Origin of the sequence: Nocardioides sp. Root122, assembly GCF_001425025.1 — a bacterium.
In the GTDB taxonomy this organism is placed as follows: domain Bacteria; phylum Actinomycetota; class Actinomycetes; order Propionibacteriales; family Nocardioidaceae; genus Nocardioides.
In genome coordinates, this window is record NZ_LMDE01000011.1 from 205,709 (window position 1) to 220,989 (window position 15,281).

Consider the following 15,281-nt stretch of genomic DNA (forward strand, 5'->3'; position numbering starts at 1 on the left):
ACCTCGATGGCAGGACTGGAGCTGCGCCGGATCCGGCCGGACGAGCACGCCGCTGCGGGCGACGTGTGCGTGGCGGCGTACGACCCCTTGCTCACCGGCGCCGAGGACGACTACCGCGAGCGGCTCCACGACGTGGCGACGCGCGACGCCCAGGCCGAGGTGTGGGTCGCCGTGCTCGACGAGCGGGTCGTCGGGGTCGTGACCTACTGCCCGCCCGGCTCGCCCTGGCGCGAGATCGGCCGCGACGACGAGGGCGAGTTCCGGATGCTCGCGGTCGACCCCGCCGTCCAGGGCAGTGGCGCCGGGACCGCTCTCGCCCGGCTGTGCGAGGAGCGCGCCCGCGAGCACGGTGCCGGCGGGATGGCGCTGTCCTCGCTCGCGACGATGGCTGCCGCGCACCGGGTCTACGGGCGGTTGGGCTACGCCCGCGACCCCGGTCGCGACTGGTCCCCCGTGCCCGGAGTCGACCTGCTGGCGTTCAGCAAGGCGTTCTGAGCCGGCTCAGCAGGCGCGACCCGAGGTCGGGTCCTCGACGTCGTCGAAGCAGATCGTGCCCCAGGGCAGCGGGGCGATCTCGGTGTCGCCCACCCGCACCCACTGCCACGCGTCCCACGAGCCGTCGTCGCCCGCCACCGCGGTCACGAGGACGCCGGCTCCGGTGAGCCAGGAGCGGTAGGCGCGGCCGTCCGCGGTCGACCCGCTCCCGAGGGCGATCTCACCCACCGGCCTCAGGCGGACGAGTCCCGCCTGGTCGGCGGTCTGCACGACGACCTCCATCGCGCCGGGGTCCGACCCCGACGTCACCAGCACCGACGCAGCGTCGTTGCCGACCAGGTAGCCCGGGCTCACCACGTGGACCCGCGGCTCGGGCACGTTGAGGCCGTAGACCGACCCCTCGGCTCCGGGGCCGTCCACGACGAGGGTCGGCCCGCCCTGGTCCTCGACCCGCGCGCGGTAGCCGAGCCCACCGTCCTCGAGCGCGACCTGCTCCCCGACACCGATGGTGTCCGTCGACTCGGTCGTCACGTAGGGCAGGTCGTCGGCGCTGTCGGACTCGCAGGGAGTCGTGGCCTCCGGCACCTGGACGAGGCAGCCGGGCTCTCCCGGCCGCAGGACGCCCTGGTCGTCGAGCGTCCACTCGTAGGTGTCCACCACGTAGCTCTCGGGCCTCAGCACGGTCATGCCGCCGGCAGCCCTGGCGAACGCGTTGACCGAGCGGGTCGAGACGAGGGTCGCACCGTCGACGCCGAACGTCTGGAGGTGCACCCGGTCGTAGTACTCCGTCTCCGACCCGGGGACGGCGACGTCCCCGCTCGCCAGCAGCTCGGGGTCATCCGGCACGGCCCGGACCAGCAACCCGTCGCGCAGGTCGAGGACGACCGGCTCGAAGGGTGCGCCCGGCCCGCCGTCGAGATCGGTCGTGTAGAGCACCAGCTCCTGGTCGCCGTCGCTGTCGGCGTCGATCGGGTCGAGCGCGTTGATGCCGATCGTCGTGCCGAGCTCGACCAGCCCGAAGGCCTCTTCCCCGGTGCTGCTGAGCGTCGTCTGCACGCGGGTGCGCCCGTCGCGCTCGTCGGTCGGCTCGGCGAGGAACTCGACCTTCTCCTTCGTGCCGTCGCCGTCGAGGTCGAGGCGGGCAGGCTCCGACTGGTCGTCGGCCTTCCAGTCGCGGCCGACGTCCGGCGGGAGCTGGAGCTGCTCGTCGGGCTTCGGGGCGATCTCGTCGGACCTCGGGCCTCCGCTGACGCCCTGGAAGACGATGCCGAGGACCAGCAGCACCGCCGCAGCGGTCGCCAGCAGCACCCACGGGGACTGCCAGCGCGGCCGCAGCTCCACGACCGGGGTGAGCGGCTCGAGGTCCTCGGGGCGTACGAGCTCGGCACGGGCGGCCAGGGCGGCGCGCAGCCGCTCCTCGATCCCGGGGACGGTGTCGTGCGTGGTCATCGTTCCTCCTTCCCCGAGCTCGATCCGGCGGTGGCCGTCATGGCCTTCTCCAGCGCGACCAGCGCACGGCTGGCCGTGGACTTCACGGTCCCCTGGCTGATGTCGAGCGTCCGGGCGATCTCCGCCTCGGAGAGGTTCGACCAGTAGCGCAGCACCAGGACCTCCCGCTGCCGCGGCGCGAGCCGGTGCAGCGCCGTGATCACCTCGCGGTGCTCCTCCGCCAGCACCGCGGCGTCCTCGGGTGAGGGCGGCGACAGGTCGTGCGGCGGCGAGTACGCCCGCGCCGTGCGTCGTCGCCGCAGCGCCGAGCGCGCGGTGTTGACCACCGAGACCCGCAGGTAGGCCAACGCCTTCGAGGTGTCCCGGACCGCGTCGGGACGCCTGGCCAGGGCCGCGAACGCGTCCTGGACCACGTCCTCCGCCGAGGCGAAGTCGTCCACGAGCAGCACGGCCAGCCTGACCAGCGACAGCCGGTGGGCGGCGTAGAGCTCAGTGATGTCCACTGGCTCCATCCCGAGGCTCCTCGTGCTCATGTCTGGTAGACGTGTGGGGGCCACTCAGGTTGCCCCATCGCGCCCAGGAATCCCGGAAGGACCGCCCCATGTCGCAGATCGAGCCCGTCACCCTGACCTTCCGGGTGACCGACGACGACACCGCGGCCGCCGTGGGCAGCGGGTCGCTCCCCGTGCTCGGCACCCCGCGCCTGCTCGCCTGGCTGGAGGCGGCGACCTGCGCCTGCCTGGCTCCGGTGCTGCCCCAGGGCTCCACCAGCGTGGGGACCCGCGTCCAGGTCGAGCACCTGGCCGCCAGCGCCGTCGGGGCCGAGGTCGAGGTCAGCGCGTCGAGCGCCTACGAGGACGGTCGCCTCCACCGCTTCACCGTCAGCGCCCGCGACGTCGCGACCGGCAAGGTGCTCGGCGCTGGCGAGATCACCCGGGTCGTGGTGGACGCCGAGCGGTTCATGTCGCGCGTGTAGTCGCGCGCCCGGTGGGTCGATCGGCCACAATGCACTGTCCCGGGTGCCTCGTCGCGCGGGCGATGCACGTGACCCCGTGCGGCGCCGGCGACCTGCCCGGCCCCATCCCGAACCGAGGAGCGGACGACCTTGCCTCCAGACGCCGGCACCGACCGACAGCAGGGGACCCTGGTGGACTGGGACGACGACCGCGGGTTCGGCTTCATCTCCCCCACCTCCGGGGGCTCGCGCGTTTTCGTCCATGTCAGCGCGTTCCCGCGGGGTGAACGGCCCGTCACCGGCTGCCGGCTCAGCTACGCCCCGGTGCGCGACGAGCGCAACCGCGCCCGCGCCGCGGACGTGCAGTACCTCGACGTCGTACGCACCCGGCGGACGAGCGGCAACGGGCTGGCCGGTGCGGTCGCCGTGGCCGCGGTGTTCTTCTTCCTGCTGGCGGCGCTCCTCGCGCTGGACGAGCTGCCCGTCGTGCTGATTGCCGCCTACTCCCTGCTCAGCGCAGTCGCCGTCTGGTTGTACGGCGTCGACAAGTCCGCGGCCCGGCAGGGCAGGCGGCGCACGCCGGAGTCCACCCTGCACGCGGTTGCGCTGCTGGGCGGCTGGCCCGGCGCGCTCGTCGCGCGACGGGTCTTCCGGCACAAGACCGTCAAGCAGCCGTTCCGCACCGTCTTCTGGATGACCGTAGTCGCCAACTGCGCGGCACTCGCCTGGTTCGTGAGCCAGGCGCCGGCGACACTGCTCTGAGCCCAGCACCCCGACAGGCAAGGCCGTCGAACACCCTTGCGAATAGTGGGAGATCGGAGTAGAGTGGGGCTACGTCCCGAGCCTCCGGGCCACCAGGTTCCCAGCTGGTGCGCCTTCCCGGTTGTGAGGGGGCGAGTTGCGAGGGTGAGTAATAGTCCGGGGATCCGGGCCTCCAGGAGCGGCGATCGTTGTGAGTCACGCGTGCTTGCGTGACGACGCCGTCGTCGAGAGGAGGCCGATCCCGATGCACCCAATTGTTGCTGCTGTCGCCGAGGTTCGTGCCTGCGTGAAGAGCGTGGCAGACGCGAACCCGACGTTCATGTCCCTCGACGACAAGGCCGTCGCCCTGGGCGAGCTGGTGCGGGCAGAGGGACAGCTCGCAGAGCTGCGACTGCGGATCCTCGGCGACGCGGGTGACCTGGCCGCAGAGACGGCCGCCAAGGATGCGGCCGGCTGGCTCGCCCAGCACACCCGCACCCGGTTCACCGACGCCCGAGCCGACCTCGCGCTCGCGTGCGCCCTCGACCGTGACCGTCCCCTGCTCGCCGCGGCGATGCGGGAGGGCGAGGCGACGCTGGCTCAGGCCCAGGTCATCCGCCGCGCGATCGACGCACTGCCCGCAAGCGTGGACGGGGACACCGTCGCCCGGGCCGAGGAGCACCTCGTCGCGCAGGCACGCGAGTTCGGGCCGCGAGAGCTCGGCCGGATCGGGCGACGGATCCTCGAGGTCGTGGCGCCCGAGATCGCCGAGGCGGCAGAGGCCGCACGCCTGGCCGACCTCGAGGCGAACGCAGACAAGCACACCCGGCTCACGCTTCGACGCCTCGGGGACGGCACCACCCGCATCTCAGGTCGCCTCCCCGACGCGTCCGGCGCACGCTTCGCGACCTTCCTGGAGTCGTACGCCAACCCGCGCACCGCTCATCCCAAAGGGGATCCCCTCCCCCGCCTCCCCCGCCCGCGACGTCTGGGCCAGGCGTTCGTCCAGCTCCTCGAGGCGCTCGACCCGACCCGGCTGCCGGTCCACGGGGGCGATGCGACGACAGTCGTCGTCACGATCCCGCTCGCTGCTCTCCAGGCCGAGCTCGCCACCGCCGGCGTCATCGACGCCGGCCTCGTGCCTGGAGACGAGCTCACCGGTGACCGCATCACCGCCGCGCAGGCCCGGCGACTGGCCTGCACCGCGAAGATCCTCCCCGCCGTCCTCGGCGGCGAGAGCCTGCCTCTGGACCTCGGCCGAGCACGACGCCTTTACACCCTCGCCCAGCGCAAGGCCCTGCTGATCCGCGACCAGGTCTGCCGCGCCGAGGGCTGCGACATCCCCGGCACCTGGTGCGAGGCCCACCACCTTGCTTCGTGGCAGCACGGCGGGCCCACCGACCTCGACAACGGGGTCCTGCTCTGCTCGCACCACCACCACCGAGCCCACGACGCCGCCCACCGCACCGAACGCATGGCCAACGGCGACCTCCACTTCCATCGACGCAGATAGGTCGACGAGGTCCGATCTGATCGGTAACCGCTACCTCGCGGTCCGGGAGTCAATCCGCCGCGTACCGTCCGGGTCGCGACATTGCGCCGTGTTCACTGCTCCTCGACCGGCCAGCAAACGGCGTCCCAGGCAGCGGTAGCGCAAGGCCTATCGGACTACGGGCTTGCGTGTGATCCGATAGTCCAGGGTCAGGAACGGGAAACCGAAGATCCAGAAACTGTGTTCAGCGCGCAGAACGCCTTTGTCGACATAGACGTCGAGCTGCTCCTCGAAGCCGTGCACGGCCAGCGCGGTCAGTTCGTCTGCCGATGTGTCGATGTAGGTGAGGTAGTGCCCGGCCTGGCCGTCGTCCGCACGGCTGGTAAGTCTCAAGCCTCGATCGGGTCGTGACCGCGGCAGAAGCGTTGCGGTGAAACTCCCCTCCGGGACGGGGAAACCGACACTGACGTAGCCGGTGTCGTCGTGGGTGTAGGTGGTGTAGATCCCGAGCATGATCGGCTCGTCGTCGTCGGCGAACGACCGAACCCAGCCGCGCACAGACACCACGCCGTCGACCCCGGTGACGGTGTCGATCCGGCTGCGGATCCCGCGTTGAGCCTCCCGCTGGTTCATCGGAATGCTGGCCTGTCCGAGCGGGCGGGCAACGAGAGTGCGGTAGAGCAGGTACCCAGGCCGTACCCACATCCGCCACTGCGGCACGATGTCCAGGGCGAACCGCGTGGTGTGCTCGTAGAACTCCCGCACCAGTGGGTCGACCTGACCCGGGTCGAGCTCCGGACCGGCCAAGGCGTCGAGGGACGTGACGATCCCGGCATCCGGGGCGTCGGCGATGTAGTGCGCGCCCAGTTCCTGGGCGAGGTCTCGGACGTAGGTGGTGCCGACGTACCTCGACCGCGCCGGCAGAGGCACCACGAACGGCAGGTCGGCGGCACGAACGTGTTCGGCGAGCAGGCTCAGCTGGGCGTCGCGGAAGACCACTGCTGACAGGCTTCGATAGACCAGCACCGTGCTGCCGGCGATCACGGCCGCCGGAGCCTGCCGGCGCGCGAGTACCTGCCCCACGGCCAGGCCGACGACCGGGCCCATCGCCACCTTCTGCGGTCGCAGCCCCATCGCTCCGACCACGGCACCGGTCCCCGCCGCCACGGTTCGTGGACCTGCGCCGGTCACCTTCTCCGAGATCCAGCCCAGCGGTGCGGCGAGTGCGGCACTCACCGCGATCCGCTGCCAGAGCGCCGGGATCTCGCCCTCCTGTTGACGAACCCGGGCCACCGCCTCCGACGCCCCCAGTCCGATGGCCCCGACGAACGCGGCTCGCGCCACGGTCCTGACGCCGCGGTGCGCGGCCACCGACGCCCCCGCGCTCCCTCCGATCAAGGCTGCGAAGGCTGCGGACGACGTGGTGGACACGCTGGCGACCCTAATGGGGATCGACCAACGGCACGATCGGGTGCAGGTTGGTTAGTGAGTCCAGCTGGCAGGTGAGCACTGTTCGACCCAGGTCCGTTGAGGCCCAGGGCTAGATCGTGCCCCTGCCAGTTCGGATCGACCGTACGGCTGCTGGGGTGGCGTGCCATCGAGCACTTTTCCATTAGGACGTCGCGGTCGACCCATCGCGACTCGCCTTCACACACGAGCCGAGGGAGAAGCCGATGGAAGTGTTCTTGGGTGTGGACTGGGCCGAAGACCACCATGATCTGTGCCTGCTCAACGAGGCCGGCGCCGTGCTGGCCGCCCGCCGGATAGTCGAAGGGCTGGAAGGTCTCGCGCAACTGCACACGCTGCTAGCCGGGCACGTCGAGGACCCCGATCAGGTGGTGGTGGGCATCGAGACCGATCACGGCCTGCTGGCCACCTCGCTGATGGCCGCGGGCTACCGGGTGTATGCGATCAACCCGATGTCGACCTCGCGGTATCGCGACCGACACCATTCCTCGCGAGCGAAGTCGGACAAGAGTGATGCCAAGCTGTTGGCCGATCTGGTTCGCATCGACCGGCACAATCACCGTCGCGCGATTCCCGACAGCGACCTGCTCGAGGCGATCAAGGTGCTGGCCCGCGGCCACCAGAACCTGATCTGGACCCGACAACGGTTGACCAACCAGTTGCGCTCGGCGCTGCGGGAGTACTTTCCTGGCGCCCTGGACGCATTCGATGACCTGCACCACCCCGACGCGCTGGCGGTGCTGTCGAAGGCACCGACCCCGACCCAGGCGCGGCGACTTAGCACCTCGCAGATCAAGACTGCGCTCGAACGCGGCGGTCGACGGCGCAATCTGGAGCCCCGTGCACACGAGATACGCGCTGTCTTGCAGCGCCCACAACTGCGCGCAGCCGAACTGGTCGAGGACGCCTATGGAGCCACCACCTGAAGAAGCTCTCCATGCTCGCGTTGTCCCCGGCGCCGTAGGAGCGGCCCATCGAGCCGACCAGGTCGTTGTTCACCAGGAGCCGCTGAGTGCGTTTGGCTCTGAACTGGCCGCCCCTGTCGGAGTGACAGATCGTGCCGACCGGTGTACGCAGCGCGATCGCGTTACGCATTGCCGCACGAGCCAAGGACGACTTCATCCGCGAGTCGATCGAGTAGCCGACGATCTTGTTGGAGAAGACGTCCTTGATCGCGCAGATGTAGAGCTTGCCTTCGCGTGTGGGGTGCTCGGAGATGTCCCAGAGCCACACCTTGTTCGGCGCGTCGGCGACGAACTCGTGCCGGACTACGCCGTGCTCATCGACGACCGCGAGGAGGTCGTCGTGCGGCGCCGGACCGGTCGATCCGGCCTTGGACCGCTTCTTGTGGTGGCTGGCGGTGATCCCGGCGATCCGGCAAAGCCGGTGCACGCGGTTCTCGCCGGCCTTGATGCCGTGCTCGAGTTCGAGCTCGTCGGTGAGGAACCTGTAGCCCAACGTGGCGTCGTCGTCGTGCAGGTCGTGCAGCACGTTGATGACGTGCGCGTCGTCCCAGTCCCGCTGACACACCGGATCTTTGAGCCACTTGTAGTACCCCGCGGTTGTCAGACCCAGAACCCTGCACGCCACCGCGACCGGCACCCTGATCGGGGCACCGGTCGCGGCCATCTCACGGACGAGAGGGAAGACTATTTTCCCGGCAGGTTCGCCTGCGACAGATAGGCAGCGGCCCTGCGCAGGACCTCGTTCTCCTGCTCCAGGAGCCTGATCCGCCTATTTGCTTCGCGGAGCTCTTTGCGGTCGTCGTCGCTCATGCCGGGACGCCTGCCGTCCTCGATGTCCGCGCGCTTCATCCAGTTCGCCAGCGAGCCTTCAGAGATGCCGAAGTCCTTCGCGATCTGTGCCAGCGGCGCCTGGCCCTTGCGGGCCACGGCCACGACGTCGTCGCGGAACTCCTTGGGATAGGGCTTTGCCACGGGGACATCCTTCCAGCGAGGAGCGATCCTCAAAGGTCAGGTGTCAACCAAACTTGGGGCAGACCCCTGGAACCCGATGCGGCCAGTCCGCCGGGGTGTCTACGGGTCAGAGGAAGCGACTCTGTGCACGCGTCCGTAGGAGGGCGGCTGTGCACCACAAGGGACTGCTGCATGAATCGATGACCCCTCGACCTGGTCCATTCCGCCCCCATTCCGCCCCATGCCGCCCCGGTTCCGCACACGTGGAGCGACGCCGTCGGCAGTGAGACTCTGGGAGTCCTAGAGTCGGCCGCATGACGAACGCCTTGAGTGTCTTCCTGCGCGGCGGCCCCGCGGACGGGCAGGTGTCCCACGTCGCAGAGGTGGGCGAGCCGATCGGCATCGAGGACGTCGGCGGCGGCTCGATCACCTATGTGGACACGGGCGAGGTCGAGGAGCGCGACGGTGTCGAGCTCCGGGTCTACGCACCTCGGCGCTGAGCCGGAGCAAGGTCCGGACATGCAAAAGTCCCCGCCGGGGCGGGGACTTCTACGGATGACGGCGCGGGTGCGCGTCAGGCGTTGGGGCGCTTGCCGTGGTTCGCGCCCTTCTTCTTGCGAGCGCGGCGCTTGCGTCCGGTCTTGCCCATGGTGGTCCTCCTGGAATCGGTGCTCGGAGCAGTGTCTCAAAATCGCCGGGGCGCGGCGAATCGGGTCGGACCCGAGGTTCAGCTGCCGCCCTCGGTGATCTGGATCGTGACCTCGCGCAGCTGCAGGCGCACGCGGTCGCGCAGCGACTGCGGCGCCGACTCGGCGCACGATCGCGCGACGAGCTGCTTGACCGCCTTCTGCAGGTCGTGGCGCTCCAGGCACGGACCGCACTCACGCAGGTGCATCTCGACGACGGCGCAGTCAGCCTGGTCGAGCTCGTTGTCGATGAGGTAGACGATGCGCTCGATGTAGTCGACGCAGTCGTCGTTGCCGTGCTCGTGGGTGCTCACGATCCGCTCCCGTCGGTCGTGCCGGGCAGCGAGCTGGCCGGAAGGAGGTCGTTGGTGCGGACGTAGTCGGCGAGCATGTCGCGCAGCTGGCGACGACCGCGGTGGAGACGGGACATGACGGTGCCGATGGGCGTCTCCATGATCTCGGCGATCTCCTTGTAGGGGAATCCCTCGACGTCGGCCAGGTAGACCGCGAGGCGGAACTCCTCGGGCAGGCGCTGCAGTGCGTCCTTCACCTCGGAGTCGGGGAGGTGCTCGAGCGCCTCCATCTCCGCCGACCGCAGACCGGTCGAGGAGTGCGACTCCGCCCGCGCGAGCTGCCAGTCCTCGACGTCCTCGGACATCGACTGCTGCGGCTGGCGCTGCTTCTTGCGGTAGGAGTTGATGTAGGTGTTGGTGAGGATCCGGTAGAGCCAGGCCTTGAGGTTGGTGCCCGGCTTGAACTGGTGGAAGGCGCTGTAGGCCTTGGCGAAGGTCTCCTGCACCAGGTCCTCGGCGTCGGCGGGGTTGCGGGTCATCCGCATGGCCGCGCCGTAGAGCTGGTCGAGGAAGGGCAGGGCGTCGCGCTCGAAGCGCGCCGACCGTTCGTCGGAGGTCTCCTCCGCGATTACGGTCTCGGGATCGGACATCTCGTCCTTGAGCGACTCAGTCATCGCCTCCCACAGTACCGCCGTGGGTGTTTCGAGGGTCATTGCGAGCACATAGGCCCCAACACCTCACCCTGCCGAGGGATTCCCGACGACCTCACGGACCAGCCACTCGAGCGTGGACTCGACCACGATGCCCATCGCCTCGTCCTGGCTCACCTCGCCACGGGCCGGCACTTTGAGGCCGTGGTCACCCCCCGGGATGACGACCACGTCGAGGTCCGGCAGGTCACCGGGGAACTCCTCGGGTCGGCCCATCGGGTCGCGCTCCCCCTGCACGACGAGCGTGGGCAGACCGACCGCGGCGAGCTCGGGCAACCGGGTCGGCTCGGTCCTGCCGGGCTGGTGCAGCGGGAACGAGAGGGCCAGGCAGCCTGTGGCACCCAGCGACTTCGCCGTCCGGGCCGCGGACCGGGCCCCGGCTGAGCGGCCGCCGACCACGAGCGGGGTGCGTACGCGCATCACGTCCGCGGCGGACCTCAGCGCGGTGTCGAGCGTGGGCGGCGCCGTGGCGACCTTGCGGCCCGCGACGCGCCACGGCTGCTCGAACAGCACCACCGAGAACCCCTGGGCAGGCAGCGCGTCGGCGAGGGCCCACAGGTCGCGCGCCTCCACGCCGCCGCCGGCACCGTGGCTCAGCAGGAGGGTGGCCATGGGGCGCGACGCCCGGCGCGTGTGCAACCGGCCCTCGCCGTGCGGGGTGTCGACGGTGCGGACCGTGGCCTTCTTCACGCGCTCTCCTTCACGAGGTGGGCTCCAGCGGCTCGACGAGCTCGGGACCGTTGTTGCGGACGTTGCTCACCAGCGAGGACACGGCGTAGGCCTCGAGCCGTCCCGGCGCGGCCGGGACGAGCAGCGACGTGTCCCCCGGAGTGCGCGGGTCGAGCCACTCGTGCCAGCGCTCCCGCTCGACCATGAGGGGCATGCGGTCGTGGATGTGACCGAGCGAGTCCTCAGCCGCGGTGGTGATCACCGTGCAGGTCCACCGGAAGCGGTCGGGGTCGTCCTCGGCCCGGGTCGGGTCGCGCCAGATCTCGTAGAGGCCGGCCATGGCCAGCACCCCGCCGTCCTGGGGCCGGATGAAGAAGGGCTGCTTGACGGGCTTGCCCTTCGCGTTGGTCTGCGAGGTGGGATACCACTCGAAGTAGCCGTCGGCGGGCAGGAGCGCGCGGCGTGAGGCGAAGGCCTTGCGGTAGGCCGGCTTCTCGGCCACCGTCTCCATCCGCGCGTTGATCATCCGGTTGCCGATGGACGGATCCTTGGCCCACGACGGCACCAGGCCCCACGTGAGCACCCGGAGCTGCCGCTGGGGCGGCTCCTCGGACCCACGCGAGGGCGGCCGCTCTACGACGGCGTAGACCTCCTTGGTGGGGGCCACGTTGTAGTCAGCGGCGAGGGGTCCGGCCACACGGCTCTCGACGACCTCGAACTCCTCGACGAGGTCGTCCGGGCTCCGGGAGGAGGCGTAGCGGCCGCACATGCAGACCACCCTAGGGGGCCTCAGCGACAGCCTCGACGGCTCAGCCGCGCGCGAGCTCGTCGAGCAGCATGCCGGTGCAGGCGTCGGTGTCGGGCAGCCCCTCGATCCACACCCGGACGACCGGTCCGCCGGGAACCCGGCTGCCGGGGCCCTCCACGCCTCCGAGGAGCGTGCGCAGCACCCGCACCCGCCGGCCCAGCCGGTCGTCGCGCCGGGCGAGGACCGCGACCCGGTGCATGCCCACGCGCGCGACCGTCTCGTCGCGCGCGAAGACGGTGCGCGCCATCTCCCCCGCCCGCGCGAGCCGCATGGCCCGGGTGAAGTGGTCCACCGGGTCCTCCGACGGGTCCCCGAACGGGAGCGCACAGACGACGAGCGCGTGCGCCGCCACAGCCCGCTCGGTGGGCGGCAGTCGGTGGAGCTCGGAGAGCCGGCTCCGCAGGTGGGCCTGGCTCGACAGTCCGGTGAGGGGGTCGTCGCACGAGAGCTGGTGCAGGTAGCCCAGCGTCGTCTCACCCCATGCAGTGAGCAACGAGGACACCGCGTCGAACGGCGGATCCCCACCCGCCGTCCGATGCGCGGTGTCGCGCAGGCCGTCCAGTGCCTCCTGCATCGACGCGCCGTCGCGGGCCAGGTCCTGCCCGGCGACCGCGCACGCGTCGAGCAGTCCCGACCCTGAGGTGAGTGCCTCCCCCACGGCCTCGAACCGGTGCGGCAACCCCAACCGCGACCGGCGAGTCCGTGACCTCACCCCAGGACCGGTCGCCGAGATCCGTCGCACGCGTGCGGCGAAGTTCTTCACGGCATACCCCTCACTGGTCGTCCTGCTCACAGGTGTGACGCGGCTCATCACCACCCATGACGCGGACCAGACCACCGTTTCGGGATTCTTTGCCTTCCGGGCCCGCACCGGACCCGAGGGTTAGAGTCGCCACTGCCTGGCACCCGGGTCAGGCGAGCGTCCGGAGCGTCGACATGAGCATCACCAACAGCGTCGAGTCACCCGGGGACGCCGAGCTGATCTCGGCGGTCCGCGGCGGGGACGTCGCTGCCTACGGCACGCTCTTCGAACGCCACATCGACGCCGCGCGCCGTCTCGCCCGCCAGCTCGTGCCGGCCGGGGACGTCGAGGACCTGGTCTCCGACGCATTCATCAAGGTGCTCGGCGTCCTGCAGCGCGGTGGCGGGCCGGACGTCGCGTTCCGCGCCTACCTGCTCACCGCCGTACGCCGCCTCCAGGTCGACCGCTTCCGGGCCAGCTCCCGCCTCCACACGACCGACGACATGGAGGTCTTCGACCCGGGTGTGCCGTTCCGCGACACCGCCGTCGAGGGCTTCGAGAGCGCCGCGGCGGCCCGCGCCTTCGCCTCCCTCCCCGAGCGCTGGCAGCTCGTCCTCTGGCACACCGAGGTCGAGGGCGACAAGCCCGCCGACATCGCGCCCCTCCTGGGGATGAGCCCCAACTCGGTCTCGGCGCTCGCCTACCGGGCGCGGGAGGGTCTGCGCCAGGCCTTCCTGACCCAGCACGTGGCGGAGCTGGAGGAGGACACCTGCCGCTGGACACACGGGCAGCTCGGCGCCTACGTCCGCAACGCCATCTCCCGCCGCGACGCGGTCAAGGTCGAGGACCACCTCGGCTCCTGCCGCTCCTGCATGGCCATCTACCTCGAGCTCACCGAGGTCAACTCCAACCTGGGCGCGATCCTGGCGCCACTGCTGCTCGGCGGGGTGGGAGCGGCGTACGTCGGTGCCGCCGCCGTGGGCGGTGCCGCGATCCCGACCGGCATCGGCGTCGTCGTCGGCCGGGTCCGCGACCTGGTCGTGGGCAACAGCGCCGCAGTGGCCGTCGCGGGCGTGGCAGCGAGCGTCACCATCGTGGGCGGTGCCATCGCGGTCGGGCTCAACCACGCCGACCGCACCACCGCCGATCCTCCGGTCCGCAACCCCGCCATCAGCGCACCAGTCGATCCCGGCGGCAGCTCGCTGCGGTCGGGCGCCGGCACCGGCTCGGGCGCGTCGGCCGACACCTCCGTGGACGCCGATGGGCCCGACGACGTGGTGGCCGACGTGCCCACGTCCGACGACCTGCTCGCGCCGCCCACCGACCCTGCCCTCGGTCCGCCCACCGGCCCGACGGACCCGACGACGGTCCCGACCGACGACCCGACCGACGAGCCGACCGTCGATCCGACCGACGACCCGACCGACGGCCCGACCGACGAGCCGACGAGCGACGCCACGCCGACGTCCAGCGCGACCCCGACGCCGAGCGTCACACCGACCGCGACCGCCACCACGACACCGACACCGACTCCCAGCCCGACGCCGGACCCGACGCCCACCCCGACGCCGGACCCGACTCCCACCCCGACGCCGGACCCGACGCCCACCCCGACGCCGGACCCGACGCCCACCCCGACGCCGGACCCGACGCCCACCCCCACGCCGGACCCGACGCCCACTCCCACGCCCACGCCGGACCCCAGCCCGACGCCCACTCCCACGCCCACTCCCACGCCCACTCCCACGCCGACGCCGGACCCCAGCCCCACTCCCACCCCCACGCCGGACCCGACACCCACGCCCACGCCGGACCCCAGCCCCACACCCACCCCCACGCCGGACCCGACACCCACGCCCACGCCCACGCCGGACCCCAGCCCCACACCCACCCCCACGCCGACTCCCACCCCCGATCCCGACCCGGACCCGACGCCGGTGGACGCCTCGCTCTCCGGAACGGTGACCGGTGGTGGGCCGCTCTACGTGGTGAGCCTGCAGCCCACCGGGCTCTCCCCCGGTGACACGGCGCGGCTCGACATCGAACTGACCGACGTCGTGGTGGCGATCGCCTTCGACGACCGCTGCAACCGACGCTCCGGCGGGCTGACGTGCGAGATCTCCTCGGCCGACACCTCCCGCGTCGGCCTGATCCTCGTCGCGCCCTCCGGCGCCACCATCGCCGCGACGCTGACCCCCGGAGTCGACGACCCCGACGCCGCCAACAACACCTGGCGGGCCGTGCTCGACTGAGCCGGCGCCCGGCGCTTCGGCACCCTTGGGGACGGAGCGCACCCTTCCCGGCATCGTGTAGACAGGGGGCATGACGATCACTCGGTTGCTCGCCCGTCCGATGCTGGCCTCCATCTTCGTCGTCGGCGGCATCAACGCCCTGCGCAACAGCGAGGCCCATGCCGTCAAGGCGAAGCCGGTCACCGACCGGGTCGTCCCGCTGGCGCAGAAGGTCGTGCCCCAGGCGCCGATCCCCACGGACCCGCAGACGCTCGTGCGGATCAACGCCGGCGCCCAGCTCCTCGCTGCTGCCGCGCTCGCCACCGGCCGGGCACCGCGCCTCAGCGCCACCGTGCTCGCCGCGTCCCTGGTCCCGACCACGTTCGCCGGGCACCGCTTCTGGGAGGAGACCGACCCGCAGGCGAAGAACATGCAGCGCCTGCAGTTCGCCAAGAACGCCTCCGTCCTCGGCGGCCTCCTGCTCGCCGGCGTCGACACCGAGGGCAAGCCCGGCCTGGCCTGGCGGGCCCGCCGCGCGGCCGCCGACGTACGCCGCGAGGCCAAGCAGGTTGCCAAGGACGCCCGCCGCGAGGCGAAACTGGCCAAGGCCCAGCTCACCTGACCTCG

16 protein-coding genes and 2 pseudogenes are annotated in these 15,281 nt (G+C 71.2%); 8 read left to right on the forward strand and 10 right to left on the reverse strand.

Annotated elements, in window-relative coordinates; all coding sequences use genetic code 11:
• Nucleotides 1–6: 6 nt before the first annotated feature.
• Nucleotides 7–495: a GNAT family N-acetyltransferase gene (locus tag ASC64_RS13750; RefSeq protein ID WP_056908106.1), complete on the forward strand. Its 489-nt coding sequence runs from the start codon at nt 7–9 to the stop codon at nt 493–495.
• Nucleotides 496–501: 6 nt separating this feature from the next.
• On the opposite strand, the gene ASC64_RS13755 is transcribed toward ASC64_RS13750, so the two are convergent.
• Nucleotides 502–1,944, reverse strand: coding sequence for a hypothetical protein (locus ASC64_RS13755; RefSeq protein WP_056908107.1), 1,443 nt, complete (start codon nt 1,942–1,944; stop codon nt 502–504).
• Entirely contained in the window at nt 1,941–2,456 is a 516-nt protein-coding gene (locus tag ASC64_RS13760; RefSeq protein WP_235563749.1) for a SigE family RNA polymerase sigma factor, read from the reverse strand. The genes ASC64_RS13755 and ASC64_RS13760 overlap by 4 nt, the downstream gene beginning before the upstream one ends.
• A gap of 89 nt (nt 2,457–2,545) precedes the next feature.
• On the opposite strand from ASC64_RS13760, the gene ASC64_RS13765 reads away from it, so the two are divergent.
• The 3 genes from ASC64_RS13765 to ASC64_RS13775 all read left to right on the forward strand — a co-directional run bounded on the left by ASC64_RS13765 (nt 2,546) and on the right by ASC64_RS13775 (nt 5,153).
• Entirely contained in the window at nt 2,546–2,920 is a 375-nt protein-coding gene (locus tag ASC64_RS13765) for a thioesterase family protein (RefSeq protein WP_056908109.1), read from the forward strand.
• Nucleotides 2,921–3,091: 171 nt separating this feature from the next.
• Nucleotides 3,092–3,661 (forward strand): DUF1294 domain-containing protein, encoded by a 570-nt coding sequence (locus ASC64_RS13770; protein ID WP_162245807.1) that lies wholly within the window; start codon nt 3,092–3,094, stop codon nt 3,659–3,661.
• Nucleotides 3,662–3,947: 286 nt separating this feature from the next.
• Entirely contained in the window at nt 3,948–5,153 is a 1,206-nt protein-coding gene (locus tag ASC64_RS13775; protein WP_056908111.1) for an HNH endonuclease signature motif containing protein, read from the forward strand.
• A gap of 147 nt (nt 5,154–5,300) precedes the next feature.
• Here the strand turns inward: ASC64_RS13775 and ASC64_RS13780 are convergent, their stop codons facing one another.
• On the reverse strand, nt 5,301–6,563 hold the full coding sequence (locus tag ASC64_RS13780) for a hypothetical protein (RefSeq protein ID WP_056908112.1): 1,263 nt from the start codon (nt 6,561–6,563) through the stop codon (nt 5,301–5,303).
• Nucleotides 6,564–6,805: 242 nt separating this feature from the next.
• Between ASC64_RS13780 and ASC64_RS22815 the strand changes: the two are divergent.
• Nucleotides 6,806–7,522: pseudogene (locus ASC64_RS22815) on the forward strand (IS110 family transposase); the annotation flags it as partial.
• Between the two features lies 1 nt (nt 7,523).
• On the opposite strand, the pseudogene ASC64_RS22820 reads toward ASC64_RS22815, so the two are convergent.
• Nucleotides 7,524–8,536: pseudogene (locus ASC64_RS22820) on the reverse strand (IS3 family transposase); the annotation flags it as partial.
• Between the two features lie 293 nt (nt 8,537–8,829).
• Between ASC64_RS22820 and ASC64_RS13800 the strand changes: the two are divergent.
• Nucleotides 8,830–9,015, forward strand: a complete 186-nt coding sequence (locus tag ASC64_RS13800) for a hypothetical protein (protein WP_056908115.1) — start codon at nt 8,830–8,832, stop codon at nt 9,013–9,015.
• Between the two features lie 74 nt (nt 9,016–9,089).
• Here the strand turns inward: ASC64_RS13800 and ASC64_RS23175 are convergent, their stop codons facing one another.
• From ASC64_RS23175 to ASC64_RS13825, 6 genes are all read right to left on the reverse strand, one after another.
• Entirely contained in the window at nt 9,090–9,164 is a 75-nt protein-coding gene (locus tag ASC64_RS23175) for a 50S ribosomal protein bL37 (protein WP_369759046.1), read from the reverse strand.
• Between the two features lie 78 nt (nt 9,165–9,242).
• Nucleotides 9,243–9,515 carry a mycothiol system anti-sigma-R factor gene (gene rsrA, locus ASC64_RS13805; protein ID WP_056908116.1) on the reverse strand — a complete coding sequence of 91 codons (273 nt, stop codon included), beginning with the start codon at nt 9,513–9,515 and terminating at the stop codon, nt 9,243–9,245.
• Complete coding sequence (locus ASC64_RS13810) at nt 9,512–10,168, reverse strand: sigma-70 family RNA polymerase sigma factor (RefSeq protein ID WP_056908117.1); 657 nt, start codon at nt 10,166–10,168, stop codon at nt 9,512–9,514. Before ASC64_RS13810 ends, rsrA begins: the two co-directional genes overlap by 4 nt.
• 63 nt (nt 10,169–10,231) lie before the next feature.
• On the reverse strand, nt 10,232–10,894 hold the full coding sequence (locus ASC64_RS13815; RefSeq protein ID WP_056908118.1) for an alpha/beta hydrolase family protein: 663 nt from the start codon (nt 10,892–10,894) through the stop codon (nt 10,232–10,234).
• 10 nt (nt 10,895–10,904) lie between these two features.
• The gene (locus ASC64_RS13820) at nt 10,905–11,642 is read right to left on the reverse strand and encodes an SOS response-associated peptidase (RefSeq protein WP_056908119.1); all 738 of its coding nucleotides are present in this window, start codon (nt 11,640–11,642) and stop codon (nt 10,905–10,907) included.
• 40 nt (nt 11,643–11,682) lie between these two features.
• Nucleotides 11,683–12,339 (reverse strand): hypothetical protein, encoded by a 657-nt coding sequence (locus tag ASC64_RS13825; protein WP_156385199.1) that lies wholly within the window; start codon nt 12,337–12,339, stop codon nt 11,683–11,685.
• A gap of 278 nt (nt 12,340–12,617) precedes the next feature.
• Between ASC64_RS13825 and ASC64_RS13830 the strand changes: the two genes are divergently transcribed.
• Both ASC64_RS13830 and ASC64_RS13835 read left to right on the forward strand, forming a co-directional pair.
• Nucleotides 12,618–14,675 carry a sigma-70 family RNA polymerase sigma factor gene (locus ASC64_RS13830; protein ID WP_056908121.1) on the forward strand — a complete coding sequence of 686 codons (2,058 nt, stop codon included), beginning with the start codon at nt 12,618–12,620 and terminating at the stop codon, nt 14,673–14,675.
• A 70-nt stretch (nt 14,676–14,745) separates the two neighbouring features.
• Nucleotides 14,746–15,276 carry a DoxX family membrane protein gene (locus tag ASC64_RS13835; protein ID WP_056908122.1) on the forward strand — a complete coding sequence of 177 codons (531 nt, stop codon included), beginning with the start codon at nt 14,746–14,748 and terminating at the stop codon, nt 15,274–15,276.
• Nucleotides 15,277–15,281 lie beyond the last annotated feature (5 nt).

Bases quoted from the DNA above. Each gene is read 5' to 3' on its own strand.
- ASC64_RS13810 (WP_056908117.1), bottom strand. From the start codon at position 10,168: ATGACTGAGTCGCTCAAGGACGAGATGTCCGATCCCGAGACCGTAATC.
- ASC64_RS13750 (WP_056908106.1), top strand. From the start codon at position 7: ATGGCAGGACTGGAGCTGCGCCGGATCCGGCCGGACGAGCACGCCGCT.
- ASC64_RS13755 (WP_056908107.1), bottom strand. From the start codon at position 1,944: ATGACCACGCACGACACCGTCCCCGGGATCGAGGAGCGGCTGCGCGCC.
- ASC64_RS13820 (WP_056908119.1), bottom strand. From the start codon at position 11,642: ATGTGCGGCCGCTACGCCTCCTCCCGGAGCCCGGACGACCTCGTCGAG.
- ASC64_RS13830 (WP_056908121.1), top strand. From the start codon at position 12,618: ATGAGCATCACCAACAGCGTCGAGTCACCCGGGGACGCCGAGCTGATC.
- ASC64_RS13835 (WP_056908122.1), top strand. From the start codon at position 14,746: ATGACGATCACTCGGTTGCTCGCCCGTCCGATGCTGGCCTCCATCTTC.
- ASC64_RS13760 (WP_235563749.1), bottom strand. From the start codon at position 2,456: ATGGAGCCAGTGGACATCACTGAGCTCTACGCCGCCCACCGGCTGTCG.
- ASC64_RS13800 (WP_056908115.1), top strand. From the start codon at position 8,830: ATGACGAACGCCTTGAGTGTCTTCCTGCGCGGCGGCCCCGCGGACGGG.
- ASC64_RS13765 (WP_056908109.1), top strand. From the start codon at position 2,546: ATGTCGCAGATCGAGCCCGTCACCCTGACCTTCCGGGTGACCGACGAC.